Source organism: Halobellus salinus, from assembly GCF_014646875.1.
Classification (GTDB): Archaea; Halobacteriota; Halobacteria; order Halobacteriales; family Haloferacaceae; genus Haloquadratum; species Haloquadratum salinum.
In genome coordinates, this window is sequence record NZ_BMOC01000021.1 from 1 (window position 1) to 26,053 (window position 26,053).

The following is a 26,053-nucleotide window of genomic DNA, read 5'->3' on the forward strand; positions in this document are numbered from 1 at the left end:
AGAGGGACGACCAAGGAGTGCGCGTCTTGCGGCGTTTCGACGGATAAGCCGTTGTGGGTCCGTGAACATTCCTGTCCTGCCTGCGGGTTTGAGGCGGACAGGGACGCGAACGCGGCGTGGAACATTCTTTCTCGCGGTCTCGAAGATGTAGGAGTGGGACACTCCGAATCAATGCCTGTGGAGACTGCGCTCCCTGTGGATACGCCTGTATCTGCAAAGCGCGTCGTGGAAGCAGGAAGCCCTACCGTCAAGGAGCGAACGGCGCAGCCGTGAGCGAGTAGGGTAGGGTAGTTCACCCGTTCCCTTCTCGGGTGGCGACCTCGGGCGGCCGACCCGGTGGGTCGCTGGTGGTCGTCCGGGGACCAGCCGACGCCGTCTGTCGGCCGATTACCGTACCGAATCCAGGATGAGCCGCTGTTCGACCCGCTTGACCTCGTGTTGGACGTCGCGGACGGCGTCGATGTTGGCAGACACCGACGAGACCCCCTTCTCCACCAGGAACTGCACCATCCGCGGCTTCGAGGCGGCCTGCCCGCAGATGCTGGTCTTCACGTCGTGCTCGCGGCACGTCTCGATGGTGTCACCGATGAGCTTCAGGACCGCGGGGTGAAGCTCGTCGAACCGGTCGGCCACCCGCTCGTTGTTCCGGTCAACCGCGAGGGTGTACTGCGTGAGGTCGTTGGTGCCGAAGGAGACGAAGTCGATCCCCTCCTTCGCCATCGACTCAACCTCCAGTGCCGAGGCGGGTGTCTCCACCATCACGCCCCACTCGCGCGTCTCGGGATCGACACCGGCCTCCCGGAGGAGGTCGCGGGCGCGGGCGACGTCGTCGGCGTCGTTGACCAGTGGGAACATCACCTCGACGTTGTCGTACCCCATCGCGAAGATCCGCCGGAACGCCTCGAGTTCGTGGGCGAACAGGTCAGGGGTGTCGAGCGACCGCCGGATCCCCCGGTAGCCGAGCATCGGGTTGTGCTCCCGCGGCTCGTCGTCGCCGCCCTCCAACTGCCGGAACTCGTCGGTCGGGGCGTCGAGGGTCCGGACGCGGACGGACCGGGGGTAGAACTCCTCGGCGGCGGTCCGGATGCCGTCGACGAGTTCGTCGACGTACGCCCGTTCGCCGTTTTCGGCGATATATCGGGTCGGAGTCTGCCCCAGCGACAAGACCATGTGCTCGATCCGGAGGAGGCCGACGCCGTCGGCACCGGTCGCGGCGGCGCGTTCGGCGGCCTCCGGGATCGAGACGTTCACCTTCACCTCTGTTGCGGTCATTGGCTTCACCGGTGTCTTCGGGCGGGCCGCCTCGATGGGTTCGGGCTGCTCTTTCTCCACTTCGGTGCCCTCGCGGACGCTGCCCTTGTCGCCGTCGATGGTGACCGGCTGGCCGTCCTCGAGTTCGCGGGTCGCGGACCCGGTCCCGACCACCGCGGGCACGCCCAACTCCCGGGAGATGATCGCGGCGTGGGAGGTCATCCCCCCCTCGTCGGTGACGATCCCCGCTGCACGCTTCATGGCCGGCACCATGTCGGGCATCGTCATCTCGGTCACGATGATGTCGCCGTCGCCGACCTGGTCCAAGTGATCGAGCTTCGTGACGATCCGTGCCTGTCCGGAGGCGACCCCCGGGCTGGAACCCAGCCCGCGGAAGAGGACGTCCCCGGAGTTCGATGGCCCCGCGCCGGCGTCGTCCGCCGGGTCGACCGGTGGTGCTGTCCCCGCGTCGTCGGCGTCGATGTCGACGTCGATCTCCTCGTCGGCGATCGTCGTGATCGGCCGGGACTGGAGCATGTAGATGTCGCCGTCGTACACCGCCCACTCGACGTCTTGTGGGGCGTCGTAATGATCTTCGACCCGTCGGCCGAGTTCGGCGAGTTCCGCGATCTCGTCGTCAGCGAGCACCCGTTTGCTACGTTTCTCGTCAGGGACTGCCTGCTCGACGGTCTCGCCGGTCTCGTCGTCTTTGCGCATCATCACCTTCTTGTCGGCGACGGTGATGGTCTCGGCCTCGCCGGACTCCTTGTCGACGACGTAGTTGTCGGGGGAGACAGTGCCGGAGACGACCGCCTCGCCCAGCCCCCACGCCGCCTCGACGATAATCCGGGGCTCGCCGGTCGAGGGATGCGAGGTGAACAGCACGCCGGACTTCTCGGCGGGGACCATCTCCTGGACGACGACCGCGATGTCGACCTCGGCGTGGGGGAACCCTTGGCGGTTCCGGTAGTAAATCGCGCGCTGGGAGAACAGCGACGCCCAACACTCCTTGACGCGCTCGATCAGGGCCTCGGCCTGGACGTTCAGGAAGGTCTCCTGTTGGCCCGCGAAGGAGGCGTCGGGGAGGTCCTCGGCGGTCGCCGACGACCGGACCGCGACAAACCGCTCGCCGTCGCCGAGACTCCGGTAGGCTGCGAGGATCCCCTCGCGAACGTCGTCGGGGATCGGTGTGTCCATAATGAGTTCGTGCGCGCGACCGTGGGCCTCCCGGAGCGCGTCGGTGTCTTCGTGGTCAACGTCGACGGCTGCAAACAGTTCCTCGTCGATATCCGCGTTCTCGATGAACTCCCGGTACGTGCCGGCGGTCACCACGAACCCCGAGGGGACGGGCAGCCCGGCCGCGGTGAGTTCGCCCAACGACGCCGCCTTGCCGCCGACGCCATCGACATCGGTCGACCGAACGTCCTCCAGCCAAGCTACAGCCATTAACGAGTACAATTCTGCGGATCGGATTAAAATACTTTCCGGAGCACGAAACCTGAATAAAACGTACTCGAAACCGAGTATCCCGGCCGGCGCCACGGCGAGAAATTCATTAGTGGCCCGCTCGTTTCCGGTACCGTGCACCAGGAGTGGCTGTCGGTGCTGCCGCCGTGGCTCGTGTTGGGGCTCGTCGGCGGCGGCCTCGCCTCCGTTGTCGTCGCCGGGGCGTTCGTACTCGGGGGGCGGCTATTCCCCGACCAGCCGACTCCGTCGGGCGGCCGAGTCAACGGGTCGACTCGTCGCCGCGTGGAGATCCGGTCGTACCTCAGGGACATCTCCGAGCCGTTCGCCGAGGACCGCGAGGTCCACGGCCGGACGGTCGAGTTCTACCTCCCGGCCCGCGACGTGGCGCTCACGTTCGACGCGAGGGCGTACTTCGAGCTTGAGCGCGCCGGAATCTACACCGTTCTCTGTGAGTACGAGATGCCCGGCCGCGCGCTGGGCCGACGCCTGCCCTTCGACGTGCCGGAGGTCGGGACCGACGCGGAGTTTGACCGGACCGATCCTGTCGCGGCGGCGTTCGACCGCCTGGACCTCTCCCGCGACGCGTCAACCGAGGAGGTCCGGCACGCCTACCGCGACCGCGTGAAGCGGGTCCACCCCGACAACGGGGGGTCACAAGCGGAGTTCAAGCGCCTCCAGGAGGCGTACGCCACCGCGCGGGAACACGCCGATTGATGCCTTGGCCGGGTCGTCCGCCCACAGTCGGCCGGTCTACTGGTTTTGCGTCCCGCACGGGCGGACGTTTTTCCCGGAAGCCGGGGCCAGACACCCCGTGATCTGACGAGTTGCCACGGCGCGTTCGCGGGTGTGCGACACGCCGCGTCGTGGACGTGCCGTGCGTGTCGCCTGTTCGAGCACGCTATCGGGGTCAGGCGGTGTCGTCGCCCGAGCCGTCGGTGCCGCTCGACCGACTGCCGTCGCCCGGGGTGCCGTGCTCCCCGTCCCTGTCGTCCGTCCCGACCTCCAGCCCCCCAGCAGCGCCGGCCTCGGTGACCTCGTACAACACGTTGCCGTCGCGGAGTGCGTCGGTCACGCGACCCACCGCGTCGGCGGTGACGACGACCACGGCGTCGACGCCCCGCGCTGCGGCTTCCGCGGCCACGTCACCGGCAGCGAAGGTCGTCTCGGGGTCGATTCCGGCGTCGCGAAGCGACAGGACTGCCTCCACGCCGGCGGCGACGACCACCGACGCGTCCGCACAGACGGTCCGGACCCCCTCGGCCGGGACAGCCCGACTCCCACCCGCCCGCGCCGACGGCACCTGCACCACAGTGACCCGCCCGGGATCGATCTCGATGACGCCCTCGAACCCGGTCACACTCACGCCGTCGCCGGTCTGGGCGCTGGTTGTCGCCACACCGGTCGCGGGGCCGGTGTCGGTGGGTGCGGCGTGCAACAGGCCGTCGCGGAGCGACAGCGTCACCGTGTCGCCGGCCTCGATGTCCGCGGTCGCGATCGCGGCGTCCTCTTGGACGCTCTCGAGGACATCCTCGGTGACGTGTTCGGCGACGCGCCGGAGCCCCTTCGCCTCCTGAAACAGCCAGTCGACCCCCTCTTTTGTCACTCGGTACCGCGAACGGGCTTCCTTGTCGACGTAGCCGTCGGCGACGAGGTCGCGGATGTACTCGCTGACCGCCTGGCTCGTCACCCCCACGGCGTCGGCGATCTCGCCTTGGCTCACCGCCGGCTGGCGGTCGGCGATCTCGACGAGGATCCGAAACCGCGTCGCGGTCCGCTTGTCCTCGAGGGCACCGGTCATGTCTCTTCATCTCGGGAGCGATAGCAAAAAACCCCTCCGTCAGACGAGGCTCCGTCAGACGAGGCGCCAGGGTCTTGCTACGTGGGGTGTAATGCCGGTCGTGGACGGGATCACCTTCCTCCAGCGCGGGGTGTTCGTCTCCGATACGGCCACGCTCGTGATCGCCGACCTCCACGTCGGTCGCGACGAGGCGTCGAGCGTCACGCTCCCGCTGGGCGAGCGCGCCGATCTGGTGGACCGGCTCGGCGGCCTCCTCGCCGAGACGGAGCCTGAAACCGTTGTGTTCGCCGGAGACGTGCTCCACCGGTTCGACGGCGTTACCCAGCAGGCGCGTGGAACTGTCGGTGCGCTCGTCGATACCTGCCGCGACGCCGACGCCCGGACCGTGTTCGTCCGCGGGAACCACGATACGGTGCTCGGGGAACTCCGTGACGACGTCGAACCGGCGTACGTCGTCGCTGACGCCCCCCGAACCGTCGTCTGCCACGGTCACGAGATCCCCGAGACCCGCGCCGATCGGTACGTTGTCGGTCACGACCACCCCGCGATCACCGTCGAGGGGCAGCGTCACCCCTGCTTCTTGGAGCTCTCCGACGCGTACCGCGGCGCCGACGTGCTGATGCTCCCGGCGTTTTCCCGGCTCGCCCCGGGCGTGACGGTCAACGACGCCCGCGACGGTGATTTCCAGTCGCCGCTGGTCGACGGCCTGGCGGACGCTCGGCCGGTCGTCTACGACGGCGAGGACGGCGCAACGCTCCGGTTCCCGCCGCTGTCGAAGTTCAGGCGGCTCCTGTAGGGTCTGGCGCCGTCGCCAGTCACAGGTCCTCGAGCACGGCGTCCGCCGCCTCCCGGCCGCTCCGCATCGCGCCCTGGATTGCCGACCACGCGGTGTGGTCACCCGCAAGGTACGTCCGGCCGCCTGGCGCGCGAGGACCCGGGAGGTCATCGTGAACGCCGGGCGGCTGGTCGAACTGCGCGAACTCGATTCGGTGGGTGTCGAGGAGTTCCAGCGCGGAGAAGTCCCGGTCCGGATACCACGTCGAGAGCGTCAGCCGCGTCTCCTCGGCGAGCGCGTCGGCGTTACGCTTCTGCGCATTAGCCCCGAGGAACGTCGCGTTGAGCAGAGCCTCGCCGGCGGGTGCGTACTCCGGGGCGACCTCCGAGATCGGAACGACGGTGTTTGGCGACGGGTCGTGGGCGTTGAGCAGGAGTTTCCGGCGCGTCCTCGGAGCTACATTCTCGGGCAGCCGGTAGTACTGCGTCACGCACCCGCGAGCGTCGGTCGGGATCGTGTCGACTTCGGTGAGCCGCTTCGCCTCCTTCGGGTCGGTCGCGATCACGACCGCGTCGGCGTCGACGCGTCCCGACGGGGTTTCGACCGCGACGCCGTCGCCGTGGTCCGCAATCGACTCGACGGAGTCGCCGCAGCGGATCGACGCCCCGGCGGCCCGCGCCCGCTCGGCGAGTTGCTCGGGGATCGCTCCGATCCCGGCCGCGGGGACCGCGATCCGTCCCTCCGAGAGCGACTTGAACGTGTACTCGAAAACGCGCTTCGAGGTCGACAGCGACCGATCGAGGGTGATCCCACCGTAGAACGGCGCGACGAAGTTCTCGACGTACCCGTCGGAGAACCCCCACCGCCGGAGGTACGACCGGATGGACCGGTCGTGGCTCCCGAAGATCTCCGCTTCGTCTCGGGTCCCGACGTGCTGGCGGAGCAGCAGCGTCCGCGCTTTGTCGGTCAACGTCACCTCGTCGTTCCGGAGGGACGCGATGAGGCTTCGGGGATCCCGAAGCGGATCCGAGAGCACCGACCGCGACCCCGGTCGGGCGATGACCCCACCGGGCGAGAAATATCGGAGGTCGAGCGCCGCTACGTCCAGCTCCCGCTGAACCGTGGGGTACGCGGTGAAAAGCACCTGGAAGCCGCGGTCGAGCGTGAACCCGTCGACGGTCTCCGTCCGCACGCGCCCCCCGACCTCCGGTCGCTCCTCGTACGCCCTCACGTCCGCCCCCGCGTCGGCGAGCCGCCGCGCGGCGACAAGCCCAGCCAGTCCCGCGCCGACGACAACCACGGATCGGTCTGTCATACCCGTGCTTCGACAGACACCCACAAAGGCACTGCGTCGCCGCCGCGAGTGGGTAGCGATATGCCCGTCCGGCCGTTACCTCTCGTATGGCAACCACGGAGGCGTTCCGCGGACTGGGGTGCACCGCGACCGGCGAGCGCTACGACGCGACCGCCACGGGCAAAAGCGACGCCGGGGCGCGGCTGGAAGCCGACTACGACTACGACGCCGTCGACTGGGCCGGCGACCTCGGAACCGGCCGGTCGATGTGGCGGTACGGCGATCTGCTCGCGTTCGAGGAGCCGGTCACCGCCGGCGAGGGCGGCACCCCGCTGGTCAACGCGGCACCGCTTGCGGCCGAGGCGGGTGTCGGGACGCTCTCGATCAAAGACGAGAGTCGGAACCCGACTGGAACAGCCCTCGATCGCGGGCTCTCGGTCGCGGTGACTGCTGCTCGCGAGGCGGACGCCGACCTGGTCGCGCTCGCAACACCGGGGAACGCTGGCCAGTCGGCCGCCTCCTACGCCGGGATGGTGGGACTCCGGTCGTACGCGTTCGTCCCCTCCCGTGCGCCCTTCTCGAACAAGGCGATGGTGAACGTCCACGGGGGAGAGATGCGCGTCGCCGGCGGTCGGTACCCCGACGCGGAGGCCGCGCTTCACGAAGATCTGAAATCGGAGTGGTACACCCTCCAGGAGTTCGACAATCCCCACCGCCACGACGGACTCAAGACCATCGCCTTCGAGATCGCAGAGTCGCTCTCGTGGACCACCCCGGACGCGGTCGTCGTGCCCGCCGGAACGGGCGAGGTCGTCGCGAGCGTTGTAAAGGGGTTCCGCGAGCTCCGAAACGTCGGCGTCGTTGACGCGCTGCCGCCGGTGTACGCCGCCCAGCCGTCGGGGTGTGCACCGCTCGTGGCCGCACACAAGCGCGACGCCGACGCGCCGGAGTCCTGGGAGTCGCCGGACACCATCGTCGGGGAGTTGGAAATACCCGAACCCCGTGGTGGGGGCGCCGCGCTCGCGGCGGTCACGGAGACCGACGGCGGGTTCGTCGCGGTCGACGACGACGACGCCCTCGAGAGCGCGGTCGTCGCCGCCCAGCAGGTTGGACTCGAGGTTGGCGCGGCCGGCGGCGTCGCGCTCGCGGCGGTGGAAGCACTCGCTACCGAGGGTGTGCTCGGCGCCGACGATCACGCAGTCGCAGTCAACACCGAGTCCGGTAGCAAAACCGCAGACGTCCTCCGAAGTCACCTGATGGGGAAGGGGATCTGATCCCGGTCGACACCGCCTATTTGAACCGGTAGACTATTAGTTTAGACTGTTCTAAATCGGGGTATGTTGAGCGACGTGATGGAAGACTACCTGAAGGCGATCTACCGGATCCAGGCCCGTTCGGGCCCGCCGGTCTCTACATCTGCCATCGCAGACGCCATCGACAAGACGCCGGCGTCGGTGACGAGTATGCTCGGGACGCTCGAAGACCGGGGGGTCGTCGTCCATCAAAAGTACAAGGGGGTCGAACTCACGACCGACGGCGAGCGGGTCGCGCTCGAGGTGGTGCGCCACCACCGACTACTCGAGGCGTACCTCGCCGAACACCTCGACTACTCCTGGAGCGAGGTCCACGACGAGGCCGACGCCTTGGAACACCACATCAGCGAGGAGTTCGAGCGGCGCGTCGCGGCCGCACTCGACGACCCGGCGGTCGACCCCCACGGCGACCCCATCCCCTCGGCTGACCTCGCCCCGCTCGACGGCGACGACACCACCCCGCTTTCGGCCTGCGAGGTCGATGATCGGGTACTCGTCACCCGCGTCAACGACCGCGACCGCGAGGATTTGGAGTACCTCGAAGCAGCCGGGGTCACGCCGGGAACGGCACTAAAAATCGTCGGCGTTGCCCCGTTCGGGATGGTAACGGTCCGGGTCGACGGCGACACCGAACAGAGCCTCCCCGAGTCGGTCGCGGAGTCGATCCGGGTGTGTGACGCCGTCGACGCGGCCGTGGCCGACGAACGCGGGGAGGTGACCGACGCGTGACCACCTATGCCGAGATCCTGGTCGTCGCGTTCGTGACCCAGTTGGCCGTGTTGCCCGGCGAGAAGGTCCAACTCATCATCTCCGGGCTGTCAACCCGGTACGACCCGAAGGTGGTCGTCGCGGCCGCGGGGTCGGCGTTCGCGGGGTGGACGGCCGTCGAAATCGCGTTCGGACGGGCGCTGCAGTCGGCGTTACCGCCGCTCGCACTCGATACAATCACTGCCGCGCTGTTTTTGCTCTTTGCCGTGCTCCTCTACCGGTCGGCGCCCGACGGCCCCAGCCTGGCCGACGAGGCGGCGGCCGAGACCGACGGCGGGTTCGCACAGCTCGCCGACGTCGACCTGCCCGCGCCGATCGAGAAGTACGCCGGTTCGTTCGGCGGGTTCCTCCCGATCTTCGCGCTCGTTGTCACCGGTGAGTTCGGCGATAAGACCCAACTTGTCACGATCGGGCTCGCGGTGCAGTACGGCGCGACCTCCGCGATCTGGGTCGGCGAAATGCTCGCGATCATCCCGGTCAGCCTCGCGAACGCGTATCTGTTCCACACGTTCGCCCACCGGGTGAATATGCGGAAGGCCCACTTCGCGTCGGCGGTGCTTTTCGCCTTCTTCGGCGCCGACACCGTGCTCTCGATCACGACCGGGTTCTCGATCTGGGAGACGGTCATCAGCACGGTCAGCACGGCCGTGGTCGGGCTGGCGTAGCCGACTCATCCCGACTGTCCGACCGGCTTCGGTCGTTTTTTGTCGATCCGGTCCCGCCTTCCGCCGATGGCAGCGACCCTCGTGACCTTCGCCGCCGGCGTCGTCTTCGGCATCGCGCTGGCGGCGCCGCCGGGGCCGATGAACGCCATCATCGCCGAGGAGAGCGTGCTCCGGGGGTGGGTTTCGGGGTTCAAAGCCGGCCTCGGCGCGATGAGCGCCGACGCCGTCTTCTTCGTACTCGCGGCACTCGGCGTGGTCGCGTTCGTCGAGCGGTTCCCGCTGATCCGCGCGGCGATGGTCGGCGTCGGCGGCGTCCTGATGCTGTACTTCGCGTACGACGCCGCCAGCGACGTGCAGTCGTCGTTCCGAGGCGCTGTCGGCGCTGACGAGGACACCCCGGGGAGAGCGGAGGGCGGCGCCGACACCGACGCGGGGACGGAGGCAGTCACGGATGTCGTCGCCGGCACCGGCTTCCGGAAGGCGTTCGTGTTGGCGCTCACGAACCCGTATCAGATCCTGTTCTGGCTCACGATCGGCGTCGGCCTGCTCCGCTCGGGCACGCTCGACGTGCTCGCGGAGACCCCCTACATCGGCGGGTCGCTCGCGGGCGTGCTCGTCGTCGAGACCGGAACGATGGCCCTCGTTGCGGGCTTTTTCAGCGGTATCGTGGTGTGGATCACCGGGTTCCCGGCGGCGCTGGTCGGCGCCGAGCGCCGGATCGACGCGTTCGCACCCGTCGTCGCCGGGCTCAGCGCGGTCGTGCTCGCGGGGTTCGGCGTCCTCTTTCTAACGCGGAGCGCGGGCGTGTTGCTGGGGTGACCGAACGCTCGGGACAGTAAGCCGTATGATCCCGCCCGCCGAATCGCGGGTATGTTCGAGAAGACGACGTGGATCAAGCTTCCGCGGAACGTCCTCGTCGGTCACGGTGTCTTGAGCCACCTCTCGGCGGCGGTCGAGGACCTCTCCCTCTCGGGGTCCCCGTTTCTGGTGACCAGCCCGACCCCGAACGACCTGGTCGGCGACCGAGTCAGAGAGGAGTTCCCCGACGCCGAGACGGTCGTGATCGAGACCGCAGGGTTCAACGCGGTCGAGCGGGTCGTCGACGCCGCCACAGCAGCAGACTCGGGCTACTTGATCGCGCTCGGCGGCGGGAAGCCCATCGACACCGCGAAGATGGCGTCCGACCGGCTGGGGTGTGGGTTCGTCTCCGTTCCGACCGCCGCCAGCCACGACGGCATCGTCTCGGGGCGGTCGTCGATCCCCGAGGGCGACACCCGTCATTCGGTCGCGGCCGACCCGCCGCTCGCGGTCGTCGCCGACACCGAGATCCTCGCGGAGGCGCCGTGGGAGCTCACCACCGCGGGGTGTGCCGACATCATCTCGAACTACACCGCGGTGAAAGACTGGCAGCTCGCCCACCGGCTGAAGAACGTGGAGTACAGCGAGTACGCCGGCGCGCTCTCGCAGATGACCGCCGAGATGCTCGTGGAGTCCTCGTCGGCCATCAAGCCCGGGTTCGAGGAGTCGGCGTGGCTGGTGGCGAAGGCGCTGGTCTCCTCGGGGGTCGCGATGTCGATCGCGGGCTCCTCCCGGCCCGCCTCCGGCGCGGAGCACCTGATTTCCCACCGACTCGACCGGCTCGTTCCTGGAAAAGCACTCCACGGCCACCAAGTCGGTGTTGCTGCGATCGTGACCGAATACCTCCACTCCGGCGAGCGCGGCGAGTGGGCGGACATCCGCGAGGCGCTCGAGGACCTCGACGCTCCCACCACCGCCAACGAACTCGGGATCGACGGTGACACACTCCTCGAGGCGGTCACGACCGCCCATTCCATCCGCGACCGGCACACGATCCTCGGCAACGGCGTCAGCGAGGACGCCGCGGTCGAGGCCGCGACGTTCACCGGCGTGATGTAGCGGGGTCAACCGGGACCGACAGGCGGGCGGCGACCGGCCGCCGCCGATCAGAAGATCAAATACGTCGCAGCCCCGACTCCCGGTATGGCAACCGCGAGCGCCGACAGCCCAGTCAAGCGTCACCCGCTTGCGGCCGCTGTGATCCTCTCGATTGTCGGCTACGCGGCCGTGATCGGGACGTTCCTCGGTGTTGTCCCCGCCCGGGTGTTTCCGGACCTCTCGCTTACCACGGTGAACCGACTCGCCGACGCGATCGCGGTTGTGAACGCGATCAACGTCGTCGTGATCGCCTCGGGGTGGCGGTGGATCCGACGCGACGAGGTTCGGAAACACGCCGCCGCCATGATCACGTCGTTCGTGCTCATCCTGGTGTTTCTGGTGTTATACCTCCTGAAGATCGGCGGCGGCGGGACCAAGGAGTTCGTGGGTCCGGCGCTCGCGTACTACCCGTATCTGGCGATGCTCGCGATCCACATCGTGCTCTCGATTGTCTCCGTTCCGGTGGTGGTGTTCGCGTTGGTGCTCGGGCTCACTCACTCGCCGGACGAACTCCGGACCGCGACCCCCCACCGGCGGGTCGGCCGGGTTGCGGCGAGCGCGTGGCTGCTCTCGCTGACGCTCGGCGTTGTCGCCTACCTCCTGTTGAATCATCTCTTCGGGTGGGAGTACGTCGAGTCGGCTGCGGCGGCGCTGCTCGTCGTCTGAGGCCGGTAGGTGGTGGCGGGGCACCGGCCGGTGAATGTCGAGGATTTTTATCGACGCGAGGAAATTCTCGGGTATGCGCGTCGCGCTCGTCTCGCTGTACCCCGATCAACGCCGCTCTGACGGGGCAACGGCGCGGGCGCGGCGGGTGGCCGAAGGGCTCGCGGGCCGCGGCCACGACGTCTCGTTTCTGTGTGCGAAGTGGTGGGAGGGACCGCTGGGCTCGTTCTCACAGAACGGGGTCGAGTACCACGCCGTCACCGAAGAAGCGTCGGCGCGGGCGTTCGCGTCGAAACTCCCGTTCGCACTCCGGCGGGTCGGTCCCGACGTGATCCACGCCACAAACAGCCCGCCGTCGCAGGTCGCCGCCGCCCGAACCGCCGCGCGGGTGCTCCGGGTCCCCGTCGTCGTTGACTGGTGGACCGTCCGCGAGCACGACACCGATCGGATGGTCCAGCGGGCGGCGCAGACCGCCGACCGCGTGATCGCACCCTCTGAGTTGGTGAAAACCGGTGTCCGCGAGCGCGGCGCACGCGCGGACGACGTGACTGTCGTGCCCGGCTCCGTCGATATCGACCTGGTTCGGTCCGTCGACGTCGACAACCGTGCGGATCTGGTGTACGCCCGCCGGCTCGACGAACGCGCGAACGTCGAGACGTTCCTGCTCGCCCTCGCGGAGCTTCGGGACCGCGAGTGGCGCGCGGTCGTTGTCGGCGACGGCCCCGAGCGGGAGGTCGCAATGGAGACCGCTGCGGAACTCCGGATCGACGACCGCGTGTCGTTTCTGGGGTCGCTCTCGCCCGATGAGTTCGTACCCATCCTGAAGGGCGCACACGTGTTCGCTCAGACCGCGACCCTGGAACCGTTCGCGCGGGAGCTACTCTGGGCGCTGGCGTGCGGGTGCGTCGGGGTTGTGGAGTACCAGGCGGCCTCAAGCGCCCACGAACTCGTGGAGAACTGCGACCGGGGCGCACGCGTGACGAGCCCACAGGAACTCGCCCACGAGGTCCGCGCTGCGGCCCGCCACGACCGGGCGTCGATCAACAAGGCGTTCGCCGGCTACGATCACAGTCACGTGCTCGACACGTACGAACGGGTGTACGAGGACGAGCGCGGCGGCTACGGGTTCTTCTAAGCGGGCATCGGGGTGGTGACCGGCGGCTCGGGCGACTACTCCTCGAATTCGTAGTCGCCGCCGTATTTCAAGAAGAAGAACGCGAGCCCGAGGGTTGCGACCATGGCGAACGTGGCTGCGACGCCGAGCGTCTTCGCGGAGTCGGGGACCTCCGGTAGGTTCGCGGGCGCCTCGGTCGCGATCTCCTCGACGACCTCGATGGTGGCGACCATCCCGGCCGTCTGGTGGGGCGCGCAGTAGTACTCGTAGGTCCCGAGCGTCTCGAAGGTGTGTTCGTAGGTGAACCCGGTGTTTTCGATCGTCTCGTGCCCCTCCCAGCCGGCGCCCTCGGGCTGGCTGTCGACGACGATGTTGTGGTTGTCCGAGTCCCACGTGAACGTCACCGTCGTCCCGGGCAGGATCTGCAGGGAGTCGTCGGTGCCGGGTTCGAACACGAGGTCGCCGCCGGGGCCGACGATCACCTCCTCGCTACCGCCCTCCTGTGCTGTGGCAGTCCCGGCCGCGCCCGCGGTTACGGCGGTTCCGGCGGCCGTCGTGAGGAAGGCGCGACGCGACAGCTTCGCGTTGCCGTTGGTCATACTCGAGGGTTGGGAACCCGCTGTAGTGAATACTTTGGTTTGTCACGTGCGGGGCCGTGCCGGCCGGAGGCCGGTGGTTTCGGAACCCTTTTGCGCATCCTCCCGCACCACCCGGCTATGACAGACGTCGAGGCTGAACTCCGCCAGCAGTTCACGGAGTCGTTCAGCGACGCCGAGTTCCCGGTCACAAGCCAGATGGATCTCGTCCCCACGCTCCCGGACGGCCCGCGGACAAAGTTCACCGCCGGCGACCGGACGCTGAGCGCAATGGAACTGGCTGCGAAGATCGGCGGCCACCAGGACTTCCCCTACGACGACGTCGAATCGCTCGTTGACGACGTCGTGGAGGGGCTCAAAACCGAGGGCGTGATCTGACGCCGGCAGTCCAGTGCGCGGGACCAAACGAACCCTGTGGGAGGCGTGGATCGACCGCAACGTCGACACCACCGACCCCACGCCACTGTTTGCGACCGAACCCGCCGGTGACCCTGGCTCCGACGACGGATCCGGACGCCGCGTCGAACTCACAGCGTACGGCAAACGGCGACGCCGTCCGGTGCTCAAGCGGAGCGACGCGATGGACGAACGACTCCGTGACGCGGTCGACACCGTTGTCGCGGATCACGAGGCGCGCGGCGGCGAGTACGACGGACTCGTCTATCTGCTGTACGGGCTGGAAGGGTCGCGAGTGATCCCGTACTACATCGGCAAGACGGGGACCTATCGACGGGCGGACGCGGGGCTGAGCGCCAACCTCGACGGTGTCTCCTCGACCGGCGGGAAGTTCGCACGGTGGGGGTACGGTGACGCGTACCACCTGGGGGACCTGAGTGCGGCCGTCCTCGCCGAGTGTGACAACGTCGACACCACCAACCACGCCGACCCGAAAGCGAAGTACGAGCGGTGGGCGAGCCGTCTCTTCGAGCCCGGTACCCGTCGGCTCCGGCGCCCGGTGTACGTCTGGATCCGAGCGTGGGACCGCAGCGAGGGGCCGTACCCTGACACCTACCCGTTCCTCGCTGAACTGGAGTACCAACTCGTCGGGATCGCGTACGAACTGTTTCCGGAGACACTCCTGAACACCGAGGGCGTCCCGAACAACCCGGAAGCGTACGCCCGGATGCGCGGGTGGATCGACGACGGCCGGACCTCTCTTGACGACTTCGAGGGTTCGGTTGAGTAGCCCCACCCGAACGCTTTCAGTTCCGGCCGCCGTCGTGTGAGTATGTCGCACGACATCGAGCGATACCTCAACGTCCGGCGCGCTCGCGGCGCGTCGTTCGGCCCGAACGGCGACCGGGTCGGGTTCCTACTTGACACCACCGGGGTGCCGCAGGTCTGGAGCCTGGCCGGCCCGGGCGCGTGGCCCGACCAGCACACGGTCTTCGAGGAGCGGGTGACGTTCGTGTCGTGGTCCCCGGAGCGACACGAGTTCGTCTTCGGGATGGACGAAGGCGGCAACGAGCGGGCGCAACTCCACCGGTACGACCTCGCGTCCGGCGAGGTCACCAACCTCACCGCGACCCCCGAAGCGAAACACCGGTGGGGCGGGTGGAGCCACGACGGCGACCGGTTCGCGTTCACCTCCAACCGCCGCGATGCGTCGGTGTTCGACGTGTACGTCCAGGGGCGCGACGATGTCGGCGACGGCGCCGAACCGGTCTACGAGGGTGACGGGTGGCTGACTGTCGGGGGGTTCTCGCCCGACGATTCGTCGCTTCTCGTCTCCGAGGCGTACTCCAACGTCGACCAAGACGTCTACGTCCTCGACGTCGATACCGGGGAGTTGACCCGCCTCACACCCCACGAGGGAACCGTCCGGTTCCGGAGCGCCGAGTGGGGTCCCGACGGAGAGTCGGTCTACCTGGTCTCCGACCGCGAGAGCAACACGCTCGATCTGTGGCGCGTCACCGTCGCCGACGGGACGTTCTCGCTGGTGGCGTCGGATCCCGAGTGGGGGATCGACGGCGTCGCGGTCGACGACGAGTCGGGTCGGGTCGTCTACACCACGAACGTCGACGGCTACACCGAACTCGCGGTCGGTGACCTCGACGGCGACACGATCGACCCGCTGCCGACGCCCGACCTCCCCCGCGGCATCGCGGGTGGCGTCGCGTTCGACCCGGACGGCGACCGGTTCGCAGTGACGGTCACGCGCCGGGGCAGTCCCGCGAACGTCTACGTCGTCAACGCCACCACCGGTGCTGCGGAACGGTGGACCCGCGCTTCGACTGTAGGGATCCCGTCGGAGAGTTTCATCCAGCCCGAGCTCATCCACTACCCGACGTTCGACGGCCGGGACATCCCGGCGTTCTTCTCGGTCCCGGACGACGACACCGGCCACGGGGAGACGCCAGTGATCGTCGACATCCACGGCGGCCCCGAGTCCCAGCGCCGGCCCTCATTCGCCGCCGTCACCCAGTATTTCCTCGCGAACGGCTACGCCGTCTTCGAGCCCAACGTTCGCGGTTCTGCAGGATACGGGACGGCGTACAGCCGCCTCGACGACGTCGAAAACCGGATGGATGCGGTTGCGGACGTTGAGGCTGGCGTGGCGTGGCTGCGAGAGCATCCGGCGGTCGATTCCGACCGGATCGTCGCAATGGGCGGGTCCTACGGCGGGTTCGTGGTCCTCGCCGCGATGACGGAGTACCCCGACGTGTGGGCCGCCGGGATCGACATCGTTGGCATCGCCAACTTCGTCACGTTTCTCGAAAACACCGGGGAGTGGCGGCGGGACCTTCGGGAGGCGGAGTACGGCTCACTAGCCGAGGACCGCGAGTTGCTGGAGTCGATCTCCCCGCTCAATACGATCGAGGAGGTCCGCGCGCCGCTGTTCGTGCTCCACGGCGCGAACGACCCACGAGTCCCGGTCTCGGAGGCCCACCGGCTTGTCGAGGCGGCGAGAGACCACGTTCCGGTTCGCGAACTGATCTTCGAGGACGAGGGCCACGGCCTCTCGAAGCTGGAGAATCGGGTCGAAGCATACAGCGCAGTCGTGGCGTTTCTGGACGAACACGTGAGGTGACGGGAACGTTCGGTTCGCCGAAGCTTTTAGATTGGAGACTGACGTTATCGGAAGCGTGACAGACGACCCTGTTGGGGGGCGCGTCCTCGTCGTCTCGCCGTCGGAGCCCGGAGACCGGTCCGACGACGGGTCGTTCGTACGCGGCGGCGACGCGCCGGGGACCGACGCTGGCGGGGCAGGATCAGCCGACGGCGGAGGCTCCCCCGATCGAGGCAGCGACCCCGACACCGTCGCGGCCGGTATCGCCGACCGCCTCCCCGTTGAGGTGGTGCTCAGAGACGAGCGGACCGCCGGGGAGTATCTCGAGGAACTCGGGCCGACAATCGACTGCGTGGTGGTGCTGGGGAGCAACACCGGGCCGCTGGGGTGTCTGCCGGACGACGTGTCGATTCCGGCGGTCGTCTGCGAGCGTCCGGTCGCGGGGGCGGGCGGAGCGGAGGGTGCGACCGGCATTCCTGTCGCGGCGGTCGCAGCGCGGGTCCGGGCCGTCGTCCGTGAGACCCGGTGGCGAAGTGACCTCCAGGACCAGAACACGCGGCTGACAGCGCTGAGCCGCTACGCCGGCGACATCACTGGGTGTGAAACTGTCGATGCCGTGCTCGACCGGACGGTGGCGGCCGTGACCGACGCGCTGGCGTTCGACCACTGCGTGGTCCTCTTTCCTGACGGCGACCGTCTCGTTCCGCGCGCGTCGGCGCTTCCCGACCCCGAGTTGAGACACATCGGCGTCACCGAAGGGGTCGCCGGACGCACGCTCTCGACCGGTGAGGCCGAGATCGTAGCGGACGTGCAGTCGGACCCGGACGCCGTCATCAACCACGACGACCTCCACGCGCTGTTGAGCGTGCCGATCGGCTCCCGGGGCGTTCTCCAGATCGCCTCGCGCGCCCGCAACGCCTTCGACGAGCGCGACGAGGAGTTCACGGAGATCCTCGCGGGCTACACCCGGGAGGCGCTCGCCCGCCTCGAGCGTGAGGTGACGCTTCGAGCCGAGCGCGACCGCCTCCACGCGTTATACGCGGCGATTCCGGTGCCCGTCGTCTGTGTCGAGCGTCACGAAAAAGAGACCACCGTCGTGGAGGCCAACAGCGCTTACGAGGAAGTGTTCCCCGGGAATCCGACGGGCCAATCGCTGTCGACTGCGGTCCCGACTGAGGCGGAGCGCGGTCGGTACGAGGCAGCACTGAACGGCGAAGGTGAGTCTCAGGGATCCGTCATCAGACGGGTCGGAAGCCGAGAGGAACCCGTCGCGCTCGCCGTCATTCCGGTCACTCCGCCGGATGGGTCTCACTACGCCTTCGGGGTCTACCGGACAGAGCCAGTCGACGGCGGCGCCGGCGAGACCGGGTGAGTGCTCCCGCCGAAGCGGTCCGAACGGCACCTCAGGACCGGATCGCGGCCCCGGAGACCAGGCCCGTCTGATCACTCGCCGGTAGAACCAAACCGGCGGCTGTTGAACAGGCCGGTATGAGCGCCGATTCGGGAGGGGAACGCGCCCGACCGGTCCGTTGTCTCATCGCCAAAGTGGGACTCGACGGCCACGACCGGGGTGCACACGTCATCGCCCGAGCGTTCCGGGACGCCGGGTTCGAGGTGGTCTACTCCGGACTCCACCGCGCGCCCGAGGAGATCGTCCAGGCGGCGGTCCAAGAGGACGTCGACGTGCTCGGTCTCTCCATTCTCTCGGGCGCCCACAACACCCTGGTTCCGAAGGTCATCGAGGGACTCGAGGAGTACGGTGCCCGCTCGGACACGCTGTTGATCGTCGGCGGGATTATCCCCGAAGCGGACCGCGACGGCCTCCGCGACATGGGTGTCGCAGCCGTCTTCGGCCCCGGGACGCCGATGCAGGAGACCATCGACTTCGTCCGCGAGAACGTCCGACCCAGGCCCGACGACCCGGTGTAACCCTGATGACCCGGCCAGACCCACTCGACGATTCCGCGGGCGACCGAAACCGGCGGCTGGTGGCGTCGCTGCTCGACGGTGACCACCGCGCGCTAGCGCGGGTCATCTCGCGGATCGAGGACCGCGCACCCGGCCACCGTGATCTCGTCTCCCGGCTGTACCCCCGCACTGGCGACGCCGAAGTGGTCGGGATCACCGGAAGCCCCGGGGCGGGGAAGTCGACGCTGGTGGACAAACTCGCGGCCGCCTACCGTGACCGCGGGGACACGGTCGGTGTTGTCGCGGTCGACCCGGCGTCGCCGTACTCCGGTGGATCGGTGCTCGGCGACCGGATCCGTATGGCCGCCACTGTCGGCGACATGGACGTGTTCGTCCGGTCGATGAGCGCTCGCGGCCGGCTGGGAGGACTCTCAACGGCGACCACTGACGCGGTCAACGCCCTCGACGCCTTCGGCAAGGACGTCGTCCTCGTCGAGACCGTCGGCGCCGGCCAAAACGAGGTCGACATCGTCCGGACCGCCGACACCGTGGCGGTGGTGGCCCAACCCGGCAGCGGCGACGACGTCCAGATGTTGAAGGCCGGAATCCTGGAGATCGGCGACGTGTTCGTGGTCAACAAGGCGGATATGAACGGCGTCGACCGGCTGATCGCCGACCTCGAAGAGATGCTCCACCGGGGCGGATCCGGCGGGGCCCCGGTCAGTGCTGGCGGCCACCACGGGGCGTCGGTCGGCGCGAACACCCCCGAAACCGGCCCCGGCGGCGGAGACTCCGCGGGTCGCGAGTCGGGCTCAGACCCGGGTACGGGCGGCGACATCCCGTCGTGGGATCCCCGCGTCGTCACGACGGTCGCGACCGGTGGCGACGGGATCGGCGATCTGGTCGACGCCTTCGACGCCCACGCGAGCTACCTACAGGAGTCGGGCGCGGGGAGAGAGCGTGCGCGTTCGCGCTACGCCGCGGAGATCCGGCGGCTGATCCGCGAGGACGCGAACGCACTGCTCGACGCCGAGATCCGGCGGCGGGGCGGGGTCGACGCGCTCGCAGAGCGGGTGCTCGCGGGCGACACCGACCCCTACACGGTCGCGTCGGAGGTCGTCGAGCCGATTGCCGATATTGTCAACGACGGGCGGCTCCCGCGCGAGGCCACCGACGACGCCGGCGACACTGCGGACGACTCCAACAACGCTGCGGACGAGCGGGGGCCGGACGGCGACGCGTGACGGCGGCAACCCCCTCCGGCGACCGATGCGGTCGTGGTGTGGGCCGGCAAACGCCAGCACCCTGAAGTCGCTCCCGGCCATCAGTGCGCGTATGAATCGCAAATCTCTCGTCGGCGGACTCGCGGCCGGCGTCGGCGCCGTTGCGCTCGCGAACGTCACGCTCCGAGAGCGCGCGTCGGCGCTCGCCCCCGCGCTTGACGGCTCACAACGGACGTTCGAGTGGCGCGATATCGATGTCCAGTACGCCGAGGCGGGCGACCCCGACGACCCGGATCTCGTCCTCCTCTCTGGAATCAACGCCGCGGGGTCGAGCGGCGAATACCGGGAGGTGTTCGGCGACCTCGCGGCCGACCACCACGTCATCGCCCCCGACCTCCCGGGGTTCGGCACCTCCGAGCGCCCGCCGCTCCGGTACTCCGCGTCGCTGTACACCGAGTTCGTCCGCGACTTCCTCGCGGCGTTCGACAGCCCCGCGGTTGTGGCGTCGTCGCTCACGAGCGCGTACGTACTCGACGTCGCGGGTGACCTCGACCTCCGGTCGCTCGTGTTGATCTGCCCCACCGAACGCGGCGGTCCCGACCGGAACCTCCTGTTGCGGGAACTCCTCCGGTCGCCCGTCGTCGGCGAGGGGGTGTTCAACCTCCTCGCCTCGAAGCCGTCGATCCGGTATTTCAACGCCGACCACGGCTACTATGACACCGACCGCGTGACAGAGGAGTGGATCGACTACGAGTGGCAGACCGCCCACCAGCCAAACGCGCGGTACGCTCCCGCGTCGTTTATCAGCGGCTTCCTCAACGCCGACATCGACCTCAAGGCCGAACTCAGCGGCGTCGACGCTCCCGTGACGCTGCTGTGGGGTCGGGAGGCCGATATCACGCCGCTGCGCCGCGGGCGCGACCTCGCAGAGGCGGCCGACTGCCGGTTGGTGGTGGTCGACGACGCCAAACTCCTGCCACACGTGGAGTTCCCCGAGCGAGTCCTGGAGGTGCTGGCCGACGCGCTCGAGCGGTGACGTCCGGGCGGTGGGGATCCCGTGGCACCGTGGGCGTCGCCCCCACAGCGCTCCGAGGGGCGTCCTGCCGACACCGCGGAGACGAACCCCCGGATCTTTTGCCCCGACCGCCGTAGCGCTCGTATGGCTTGGATCGATCCGGGGTACGCGGAGGCCGAGCGGTGAGTTCGGTCCCGGTTGCGGTCGTGACCGAGGGTGACGCGCTTGAGCCCGCGCTCGCGGGGACTGACGCCCGGGTTGTCGACCCCGACGCCGTGACCTCCGACACCGTCGCCGATGCCGGAGTCGCGTTCGCGGTCGGCGAGTCGTCGTTGCTCGCGGTCGCGCGGCTCTGCCCTGAGACCCCCATCGCACCCGTTGCGGCCGGTGTGGGTCGGTACGAGGTGCCCGAGAGTGCGGTCGGCGCTGTCGCCAACGCCGCGGTGCGCGACGACCTCCGGACGGTCGGTCACCCGCTTCTCGACGTCGCGGTCGGAGGCGACCCCGCAGGGACCGCGGTCACCGATGTAACACTTCTGACGGCTGCACCCGCCCGTATCTCGGAGTTTGGGATCAGGTCCACCGACGGGTGGGATGAGACTGTCCGCGCCGACGGGGTGGTTGTCGCCACGCCCCTCGGCAGCACCGGCTACGCCCGCGACGCCGGCGGTCCCGTGCTCGCACCCGGGACCGGGCTCGTCGCTGTGCCGGTCTCGGCGTACGCAATGCACGTCCGCCCGTGGGTGCTCCGTCCGCCGGTGTCGCTGTCGGTGGAACGCGACGAAGCCGAAGTGACGGTGCGCCTCGACGACGAGGTAACCCGGTCGGTACCCCCGGAGGCCGCGGTCGACATCGAGGCTGGTTCGACGCTGTCGCTCGTCGATCCACAGCAGTTCTCGACTCGGTGAACCGCCTCGGGGTCAAGCCCCGTGGCATCCGTCTTGTTCTCTGTGAATTGCCGCAAGGGAAACTCGACCGACCCGCCACAGCCCACGAAACGGTCTATATGACCGCGTTCCAGAGCGGCTCGATCACGAAGAACAGACTCTGGTAGCTCGCGTACAGCAGCGCGAACACCGACGCTCCGATGGCTGCGATCGGTCGCTGGAGGTCCTTGCTCTTCGAGCGAGCCTCCACGCGCCGGGACTCGTACTCGAAGAAATCCGAGACGAACACCGTGAGTGCGAGCACCGACATCACCATCCCGCCGTGGGGTTCGACGATCAGGAAAGCCAGCGACGAGAACACCAGTCCGAGGGTGGTCACGGTGTGGGGGAGCCACCGGGTGAGCGCCTCGTCGTCGTCACTGCCTCGGGCTTGTGACTCGTGTCGGCTGTGCTGGAGGATCCGCGTGACCATGTTTGCGACCGCGAACGCGAGGATGCCGAAAGGGAGAATCGGGGCGACGCCCTCAAGCGCACCGATCGGGACGAGGAACTGTAACGGATACATACCTGAGGATGCGCACACGACTCATTAGAGCTTTTCCAATCGCATCCGCCGGTGGAGCGTTACCCGACGCGTTCGTTGAGGGCCTCACCGGCGCGTCGCACAGCCGGGACAAGCACCCAAAACGTGAGCGCACCCAGAATCGCGAACCAAAAGAACACGTCCATCAGCAGCACGCCGAGGGAGTCGAACATCGTTGCCGAGTCCGCGAGTTCGACGGGGGCCACCAACTGCTGTTCGCTCTCGAAACTCGGCGTGCGGTACCACCCTGCCAGTACCATCCACGCGAGCCCGGCACCGGTGAATATGCTCAGTCCCTTGATGAACTCGTCAGCCATTGTTGTCCGAATCTTCGTTGGAGTCCTCTTGAGACTTTCCCATCCCTTCGGCGCGGAACCGCGTTCCGACGACGTACACCCCAGCACCGAATCCGATGATCCCGAGTCCGCCCACGGCGAAGGCCGTGCTCAGGAGCCCATCGCCGACGCCGACGCCGACGAGGGCCAACACTCCGGTGACGATGCTCCCGAGGAAGCTCACGTTGAGGGTGGCGGCGTCGAGAAGCATGAACCCGAACACAACACACACCACCGCAATGAGCGTCGAAAAGACGGTCACGGTCTTGTAAAGCCGCATCGGGACGACGATGTCGCGGTCTCGCGCCTCATCGGTGCCGGTCGGCGGTTCCCCGTCGGCGTCGTCGGCCGCCACGCCCGTGGCGTCTCCGTCGGTCATCGTCTCCGCTACGCGGGGCATCAAAATGGGCCTTTCCGTACGTCCGCGTCGCCGGGGGCGAGAATCAGCAGCGTATCGTCGAAGAGCGCCACGCTCGGATCGGATTCACACAGTACGGGGAATGTATCCACCGCGAGTGACCGGGGGGAGCGGGCGGGCCAAGAGCCGACTAACGGGTGGCTCGCAGGCTGTTGATGCAGTTCTTAGCAGCGATCCGGAGGCGAACGCACAACGAAGTGCGCGATCCCGTTCTGACAGCCGATTCACCGGCTCCGATACGAACCAAACCGGGATACGAACAGTCTTCGACACCCGGCTAGCGGTGATCGGCGCGTATGCCGCTACTTCGGCGGCCGGAGCCGGTAGTACCGCCGGTTGAGGTCGTACATATACCCCTCGCGCATCGTCTTCAGCACCGCCCACGTGACGAACCCGCCGACGATCGGGACGAGGAACGTGAGATCGAACAGCAGGTGGAGGTTCATCGGGATCAGGTTCTTCGCGGAGTAGACGCTGATCGTGAACGCGAACAGCACGCCGCCGACCCCGACGGCCGCCCAGAACGGCTGCTCAACCGGGCGCCGCGCGCTCCCCTTGTTGAGGAAGGGAACAATGGCGACGAACCCGACCACCACGAGATTCGCAAGCACGCCGTAGGTCCGGTCGGCCATCAGCTTCTGGCCGCCCAGAATCGACAGCTCGGGGTTCAGCGGACCCAGCTTCAGGAGGCCAAAGGACCAGTAGAGATACCAGTCCGGCAGGATGATTGCGGGCGTGCTCGACGGGTTCGCTGGGTCGCCGATGTGCGGCGGCAGCGTCGCCGACAGGAAAATCAACATGCCGACGAAGAAACTCGCGACCGCGAGGTTCCGGATGACCTCGTGGGGCCACGTCGGGAACGCGAGCACGTCGCGTTCGACGTAATCGGACTCCTGTCGAAGGTCTTGGTCTTCCCGGCGGGCGCGCTCGAAATACTCGTAGGTGAGCTGAGAGAGCCCCTGCGTGCGCGTTTTTCGCTCTCGCCACGTCGGGGTCTCGTCGTCCGGCGCGACGATGCCGCTCCCGTCGGCCCTGGCTTTCTCGGCGTCGGTCTCTCGGTTGGGTGTGTCGTCGGTCATTGTTAATGGGGTTCCGCGATGCCCTGCACCCAGACGATGCCGATGTGGATGGCGATCAGCGTCGTCACCACGAACGGCAACAGGAACACGTGCAGGATATACATCCGTTGGAGCGTCGCCTGGCTCAGCGAGAAGCCACCGAACAGGAGTTGGGCGACCCACTCGCCTGCCAGCGGGATCGACAGTGACATCTCGACGCCGATCTGGCCGGCCCAGAACGCAAGCTGGTCCCACGGAAGCAGATAGCCGGTGTATCCGAACACCATTGTCAGACTGATCAACACGATGCCGATCAGCCAGTTGAGCTCCCGCGGCTCCTTGTACGCCCCGGTGAAGTACACGCGGAGCATGTGAAGGAACACCGCAGCGACCATCACCTGCGCCGCCCACCGGTGGATCGACCGGAGCATAAACCCGAACTGGAGGTCACGCATGATGAACCCGATGCTCTCGTAGGCGACGGTGCCTGCGGCTTCCGTTCCGGCGGCCGCCGACGGGCTGTAGTAGAAGCCCAGCAGTGCGCCGGAGATGGCGGCGACGACGTACGCCAGGGTCGAGAACAACCCCAGTGTGTACAGCGGATACCAGTACCAGAACTTGTTGTCGAGGTTGTACTGCTCGGTGTGGCTCTTCGGCATCTGGAGGTTGACCTTGTAGTAGAGGTTCTCCATCAATTCGAGGTAGTCGACGATGCGGAGCCGCTTGTCGAGCCAGATGAGTGTGGTCAGGAAGGCCGTCTCCACGGGGGAGAGGTCCTTCGTTTTCATCCAGCCGTTGTGGTCGTACTCGTCTTTTTTTTCCAGGCTCATTGTTATCGCTTGTAGTACGGGTAGATCGCCCGTTTGACGTGGTCCCACGCGCCGTCGGCAAACGGGGTGCCGTCGACGTCGTCCTCACGGATGTAGAGGTCTTCCCACTTCCGACGCCGCTTTTTGACGATCACGACGTCCGGGAGGAACTCCTTTCTGTACATCGCCAGAATGAACGCCAGGTCTATGAAAATGACGGCTAACACCGAACCGAGGTACATGTTCCCGGTCTCGGTCAGCCCCCACCCGGAGACGAGGCCGTAGGTGAACAGAAAGACGAACAGGACCTCGATGATGGTGAGCAACACGATCGCGATCGCCGCGGCGGTGCTCTCTCGTGCCGGTTCATACCGGTGGATGTCGCCGTATGTGCTTCCACTAGATGACATTACGAGTTCCTCCCGGTGCCCGTGTGTGCGGACTCACCGTATTTCAGGACGTAGAACGTGAAGATGATCGTCACGATGATTCCGAGGATCGTGGCGGCGCCGACCCAGTGGGCGTGAATCGGGACGCCGAAGGAGTGAAGTTCCTTCTCGCCACCGCCGCCCCCGCCACCACCGCCGGCGTCGGGGTTCTCCACGACCTCAATGGTGCCGACCATCCCCGCAGACTGGTGGGGTGAACAGTAGTATTCGTAGGTGCCCAGCGTTCCAAAGGTGTGTTCGTACGTGAAACCGGTGTTCTCGATCGTCTCGTGACCCTCCCAACCGGCGCTCTCGGGCTGGCTGTCGACCACGATGTTGTGGTTGTCGGACTCCCACACGAACTCGACGGTCGTGCCGGGCGCGATCCGCAGCGGTTCGTCGGTGCCGGGCGAAAACACCAGCGACCCGCCCGGACCGACGGTCACCGTTTCGATCGGGCCGCCACCGGCGCTCACAGCGGTGCCGGTACCGGTGCCGGTGCTCGCGCCGGTGCTGTTCCCGGCCGCCGTCCCGGTCGCGGTCGCGGTCCCGGTCGCGGTGCCCTCGGACGTCTCTTGGGCGGCGCCGGTGCCGGCGGCCGCGGAAGCCGTCGCGGCGGCAGCAGGCACGCTTGCTGCGCGCAGGAAGTCCCGCCTATTCATATTCCGGTCTCGGGATGGAGCGCGTTTAAACCCACCGACTTCACCACTCGCTGGGCG

Annotated in this window: 29 protein-coding genes; 18 read left to right on the forward strand and 11 right to left on the reverse strand. The window is 67.8% G+C overall.

What is annotated here, in order from left to right:
• On the forward strand, positions 1 to 273 hold a 273-nt coding region (locus IEX72_RS13185), incomplete at its 5' end, for a zinc ribbon domain-containing protein (protein ID WP_188788110.1).
• A gap of 114 nt (positions 274 to 387) precedes the next feature.
• On the opposite strand, the gene ppsA is transcribed toward IEX72_RS13185, so the two are convergent.
• Complete coding sequence (gene ppsA, locus IEX72_RS13190; RefSeq protein WP_188788112.1) at positions 388 to 2,697, reverse strand: phosphoenolpyruvate synthase; 2,310 nt, start codon at positions 2,695 to 2,697, stop codon at positions 388 to 390.
• 135 nt (positions 2,698 to 2,832) lie between these two features.
• Here ppsA and IEX72_RS13195 point away from each other — a divergent pair, with 135 nt between their 5' ends.
• Entirely contained in the window at positions 2,833 to 3,432 is a 600-nt protein-coding gene (locus tag IEX72_RS13195; protein WP_188788114.1) for a J domain-containing protein, read from the forward strand.
• Positions 3,433 to 3,625: 193 nt separating this feature from the next.
• Here the strand turns inward: IEX72_RS13195 and IEX72_RS13200 are convergent, their stop codons facing one another.
• Positions 3,626 to 4,516, reverse strand: coding sequence for a DUF7839 domain-containing protein (locus tag IEX72_RS13200; RefSeq protein ID WP_188788116.1), 891 nt, complete (start codon positions 4,514 to 4,516; stop codon positions 3,626 to 3,628).
• A gap of 91 nt (positions 4,517 to 4,607) precedes the next feature.
• Here IEX72_RS13200 and IEX72_RS13205 point away from each other — a divergent pair, with 91 nt between their 5' ends.
• Positions 4,608 to 5,312 carry a metallophosphoesterase gene (locus IEX72_RS13205; protein ID WP_188788118.1) on the forward strand — a complete coding sequence of 235 codons (705 nt, stop codon included), beginning with the start codon at positions 4,608 to 4,610 and terminating at the stop codon, positions 5,310 to 5,312.
• Positions 5,313 to 5,331: 19 nt separating this feature from the next.
• On the opposite strand, the gene IEX72_RS13210 is transcribed toward IEX72_RS13205, so the two are convergent.
• Positions 5,332 to 6,606 (reverse strand): NAD(P)/FAD-dependent oxidoreductase, encoded by a 1,275-nt coding sequence (locus IEX72_RS13210; RefSeq protein WP_188788120.1) that lies wholly within the window; start codon positions 6,604 to 6,606, stop codon positions 5,332 to 5,334.
• Positions 6,607 to 6,692: 86 nt separating this feature from the next.
• Between IEX72_RS13210 and IEX72_RS13215 the strand changes: the two genes are divergently transcribed.
• From IEX72_RS13215 to IEX72_RS13245, 7 genes are all read left to right on the forward strand, one after another.
• Positions 6,693 to 7,859, forward strand: a complete 1,167-nt coding sequence (locus tag IEX72_RS13215; protein WP_188788123.1) for a pyridoxal-phosphate dependent enzyme — start codon at positions 6,693 to 6,695, stop codon at positions 7,857 to 7,859.
• Positions 7,860 to 7,922: 63 nt separating this feature from the next.
• Positions 7,923 to 8,627: a metal-dependent transcriptional regulator gene (locus IEX72_RS13220; RefSeq protein ID WP_188788125.1), complete on the forward strand. Its 705-nt coding sequence runs from the start codon at positions 7,923 to 7,925 to the stop codon at positions 8,625 to 8,627.
• A complete protein-coding gene (locus IEX72_RS13225) occupies positions 8,624 to 9,331 on the forward strand; it encodes a TMEM165/GDT1 family protein (RefSeq protein ID WP_188788127.1) in 708 nt (235 codons plus the stop codon). The genes IEX72_RS13220 and IEX72_RS13225 overlap by 4 nt, the downstream gene beginning before the upstream one ends.
• A 66-nt stretch (positions 9,332 to 9,397) precedes the next feature.
• Positions 9,398 to 10,150, forward strand: a complete 753-nt coding sequence (locus tag IEX72_RS13230) for a LysE family translocator (RefSeq protein WP_188788129.1) — start codon at positions 9,398 to 9,400, stop codon at positions 10,148 to 10,150.
• A 51-nt stretch (positions 10,151 to 10,201) separates the two neighbouring features.
• On the forward strand, positions 10,202 to 11,248 hold the full coding sequence (locus tag IEX72_RS13235) for an NAD(P)-dependent glycerol-1-phosphate dehydrogenase (RefSeq protein ID WP_188788131.1): 1,047 nt from the start codon (positions 10,202 to 10,204) through the stop codon (positions 11,246 to 11,248).
• 84 nt (positions 11,249 to 11,332) lie between these two features.
• Positions 11,333 to 11,953: a DUF420 domain-containing protein gene (locus IEX72_RS13240; RefSeq protein WP_188788133.1), complete on the forward strand. Its 621-nt coding sequence runs from the start codon at positions 11,333 to 11,335 to the stop codon at positions 11,951 to 11,953.
• A gap of 73 nt (positions 11,954 to 12,026) precedes the next feature.
• Positions 12,027 to 13,085 carry a glycosyltransferase gene (locus IEX72_RS13245; RefSeq protein WP_188788135.1) on the forward strand — a complete coding sequence of 353 codons (1,059 nt, stop codon included), beginning with the start codon at positions 12,027 to 12,029 and terminating at the stop codon, positions 13,083 to 13,085.
• Between the two features lie 35 nt (positions 13,086 to 13,120).
• Here the strand turns inward: IEX72_RS13245 and IEX72_RS13250 are convergent, their stop codons facing one another.
• Positions 13,121 to 13,663, reverse strand: a complete 543-nt coding sequence (locus IEX72_RS13250; protein WP_188788137.1) for a plastocyanin/azurin family copper-binding protein — start codon at positions 13,661 to 13,663, stop codon at positions 13,121 to 13,123.
• Positions 13,664 to 13,780: 117 nt separating this feature from the next.
• Here IEX72_RS13250 and IEX72_RS13255 point away from each other — a divergent pair, with 117 nt between their 5' ends.
• The 8 genes from IEX72_RS13255 to IEX72_RS13290 all read left to right on the forward strand — a co-directional run bounded on the left by IEX72_RS13255 (position 13,781) and on the right by IEX72_RS13290 (position 21,724).
• A complete protein-coding gene (locus IEX72_RS13255) occupies positions 13,781 to 14,038 on the forward strand; it encodes an MTH865 family protein (protein WP_188788139.1) in 258 nt (85 codons plus the stop codon).
• A 13-nt stretch (positions 14,039 to 14,051) separates the two neighbouring features.
• Positions 14,052 to 14,846: a hypothetical protein gene (locus IEX72_RS13260; protein ID WP_188788141.1), complete on the forward strand. Its 795-nt coding sequence runs from the start codon at positions 14,052 to 14,054 to the stop codon at positions 14,844 to 14,846.
• A 42-nt stretch (positions 14,847 to 14,888) separates the two neighbouring features.
• The gene (locus IEX72_RS13265; RefSeq protein WP_188788143.1) at positions 14,889 to 16,691 is read left to right on the forward strand and encodes a S9 family peptidase; all 1,803 of its coding nucleotides are present in this window, start codon (positions 14,889 to 14,891) and stop codon (positions 16,689 to 16,691) included.
• 55 nt (positions 16,692 to 16,746) lie between these two features.
• A complete protein-coding gene (locus tag IEX72_RS13270; RefSeq protein ID WP_188788145.1) occupies positions 16,747 to 18,042 on the forward strand; it encodes a GAF domain-containing protein in 1,296 nt (431 codons plus the stop codon).
• Between the two features lie 116 nt (positions 18,043 to 18,158).
• Positions 18,159 to 18,599, forward strand: a complete 441-nt coding sequence (locus IEX72_RS13275; protein WP_188788147.1) for a cobalamin B12-binding domain-containing protein — start codon at positions 18,159 to 18,161, stop codon at positions 18,597 to 18,599.
• A 5-nt stretch (positions 18,600 to 18,604) separates the two neighbouring features.
• Positions 18,605 to 19,822: a methylmalonyl Co-A mutase-associated GTPase MeaB gene (meaB, locus tag IEX72_RS13280; protein WP_188788149.1), complete on the forward strand. Its 1,218-nt coding sequence runs from the start codon at positions 18,605 to 18,607 to the stop codon at positions 19,820 to 19,822.
• Positions 19,823 to 19,913: 91 nt separating this feature from the next.
• Entirely contained in the window at positions 19,914 to 20,837 is a 924-nt protein-coding gene (locus tag IEX72_RS13285) for an alpha/beta fold hydrolase (RefSeq protein WP_188788151.1), read from the forward strand.
• A 161-nt stretch (positions 20,838 to 20,998) separates the two neighbouring features.
• Entirely contained in the window at positions 20,999 to 21,724 is a 726-nt protein-coding gene (locus tag IEX72_RS13290; RefSeq protein ID WP_229663844.1) for an NAD(+)/NADH kinase, read from the forward strand.
• 94 nt (positions 21,725 to 21,818) lie between these two features.
• On the opposite strand, the gene IEX72_RS13295 is transcribed toward IEX72_RS13290, so the two are convergent.
• The 7 genes from IEX72_RS13295 to IEX72_RS13325 all read right to left on the reverse strand — a co-directional run bounded on the left by IEX72_RS13295 (position 21,819) and on the right by IEX72_RS13325 (position 25,996).
• On the reverse strand, positions 21,819 to 22,268 hold the full coding sequence (locus IEX72_RS13295; protein WP_188788155.1) for a DUF7313 family protein: 450 nt from the start codon (positions 22,266 to 22,268) through the stop codon (positions 21,819 to 21,821).
• A 59-nt stretch (positions 22,269 to 22,327) separates the two neighbouring features.
• Positions 22,328 to 22,603 (reverse strand): DUF7314 family protein, encoded by a 276-nt coding sequence (locus IEX72_RS13300; protein WP_188788157.1) that lies wholly within the window; start codon positions 22,601 to 22,603, stop codon positions 22,328 to 22,330.
• Entirely contained in the window at positions 22,596 to 23,000 is a 405-nt protein-coding gene (locus tag IEX72_RS13305; RefSeq protein WP_188788159.1) for a DUF7315 family membrane protein, read from the reverse strand. The genes IEX72_RS13300 and IEX72_RS13305 overlap by 8 nt, the downstream gene beginning before the upstream one ends.
• A gap of 341 nt (positions 23,001 to 23,341) precedes the next feature.
• The gene (locus tag IEX72_RS13310) at positions 23,342 to 24,118 is read right to left on the reverse strand and encodes a cytochrome bc complex cytochrome b subunit (RefSeq protein WP_188788161.1); all 777 of its coding nucleotides are present in this window, start codon (positions 24,116 to 24,118) and stop codon (positions 23,342 to 23,344) included.
• A gap of 2 nt (positions 24,119 to 24,120) precedes the next feature.
• Positions 24,121 to 24,927 (reverse strand): cytochrome b, encoded by an 807-nt coding sequence (locus IEX72_RS13315; protein ID WP_188788163.1) that lies wholly within the window; start codon positions 24,925 to 24,927, stop codon positions 24,121 to 24,123.
• Positions 24,928 to 24,929: 2 nt separating this feature from the next.
• Entirely contained in the window at positions 24,930 to 25,316 is a 387-nt protein-coding gene (locus IEX72_RS13320; protein WP_188788165.1) for a DUF7318 family protein, read from the reverse strand.
• Positions 25,316 to 25,996, reverse strand: coding sequence for a plastocyanin/azurin family copper-binding protein (locus tag IEX72_RS13325; protein WP_188788167.1), 681 nt, complete (start codon positions 25,994 to 25,996; stop codon positions 25,316 to 25,318). Before IEX72_RS13325 ends, IEX72_RS13320 begins: the two co-directional genes overlap by 1 nt.
• Positions 25,997 to 26,053 lie beyond the last annotated feature (57 nt).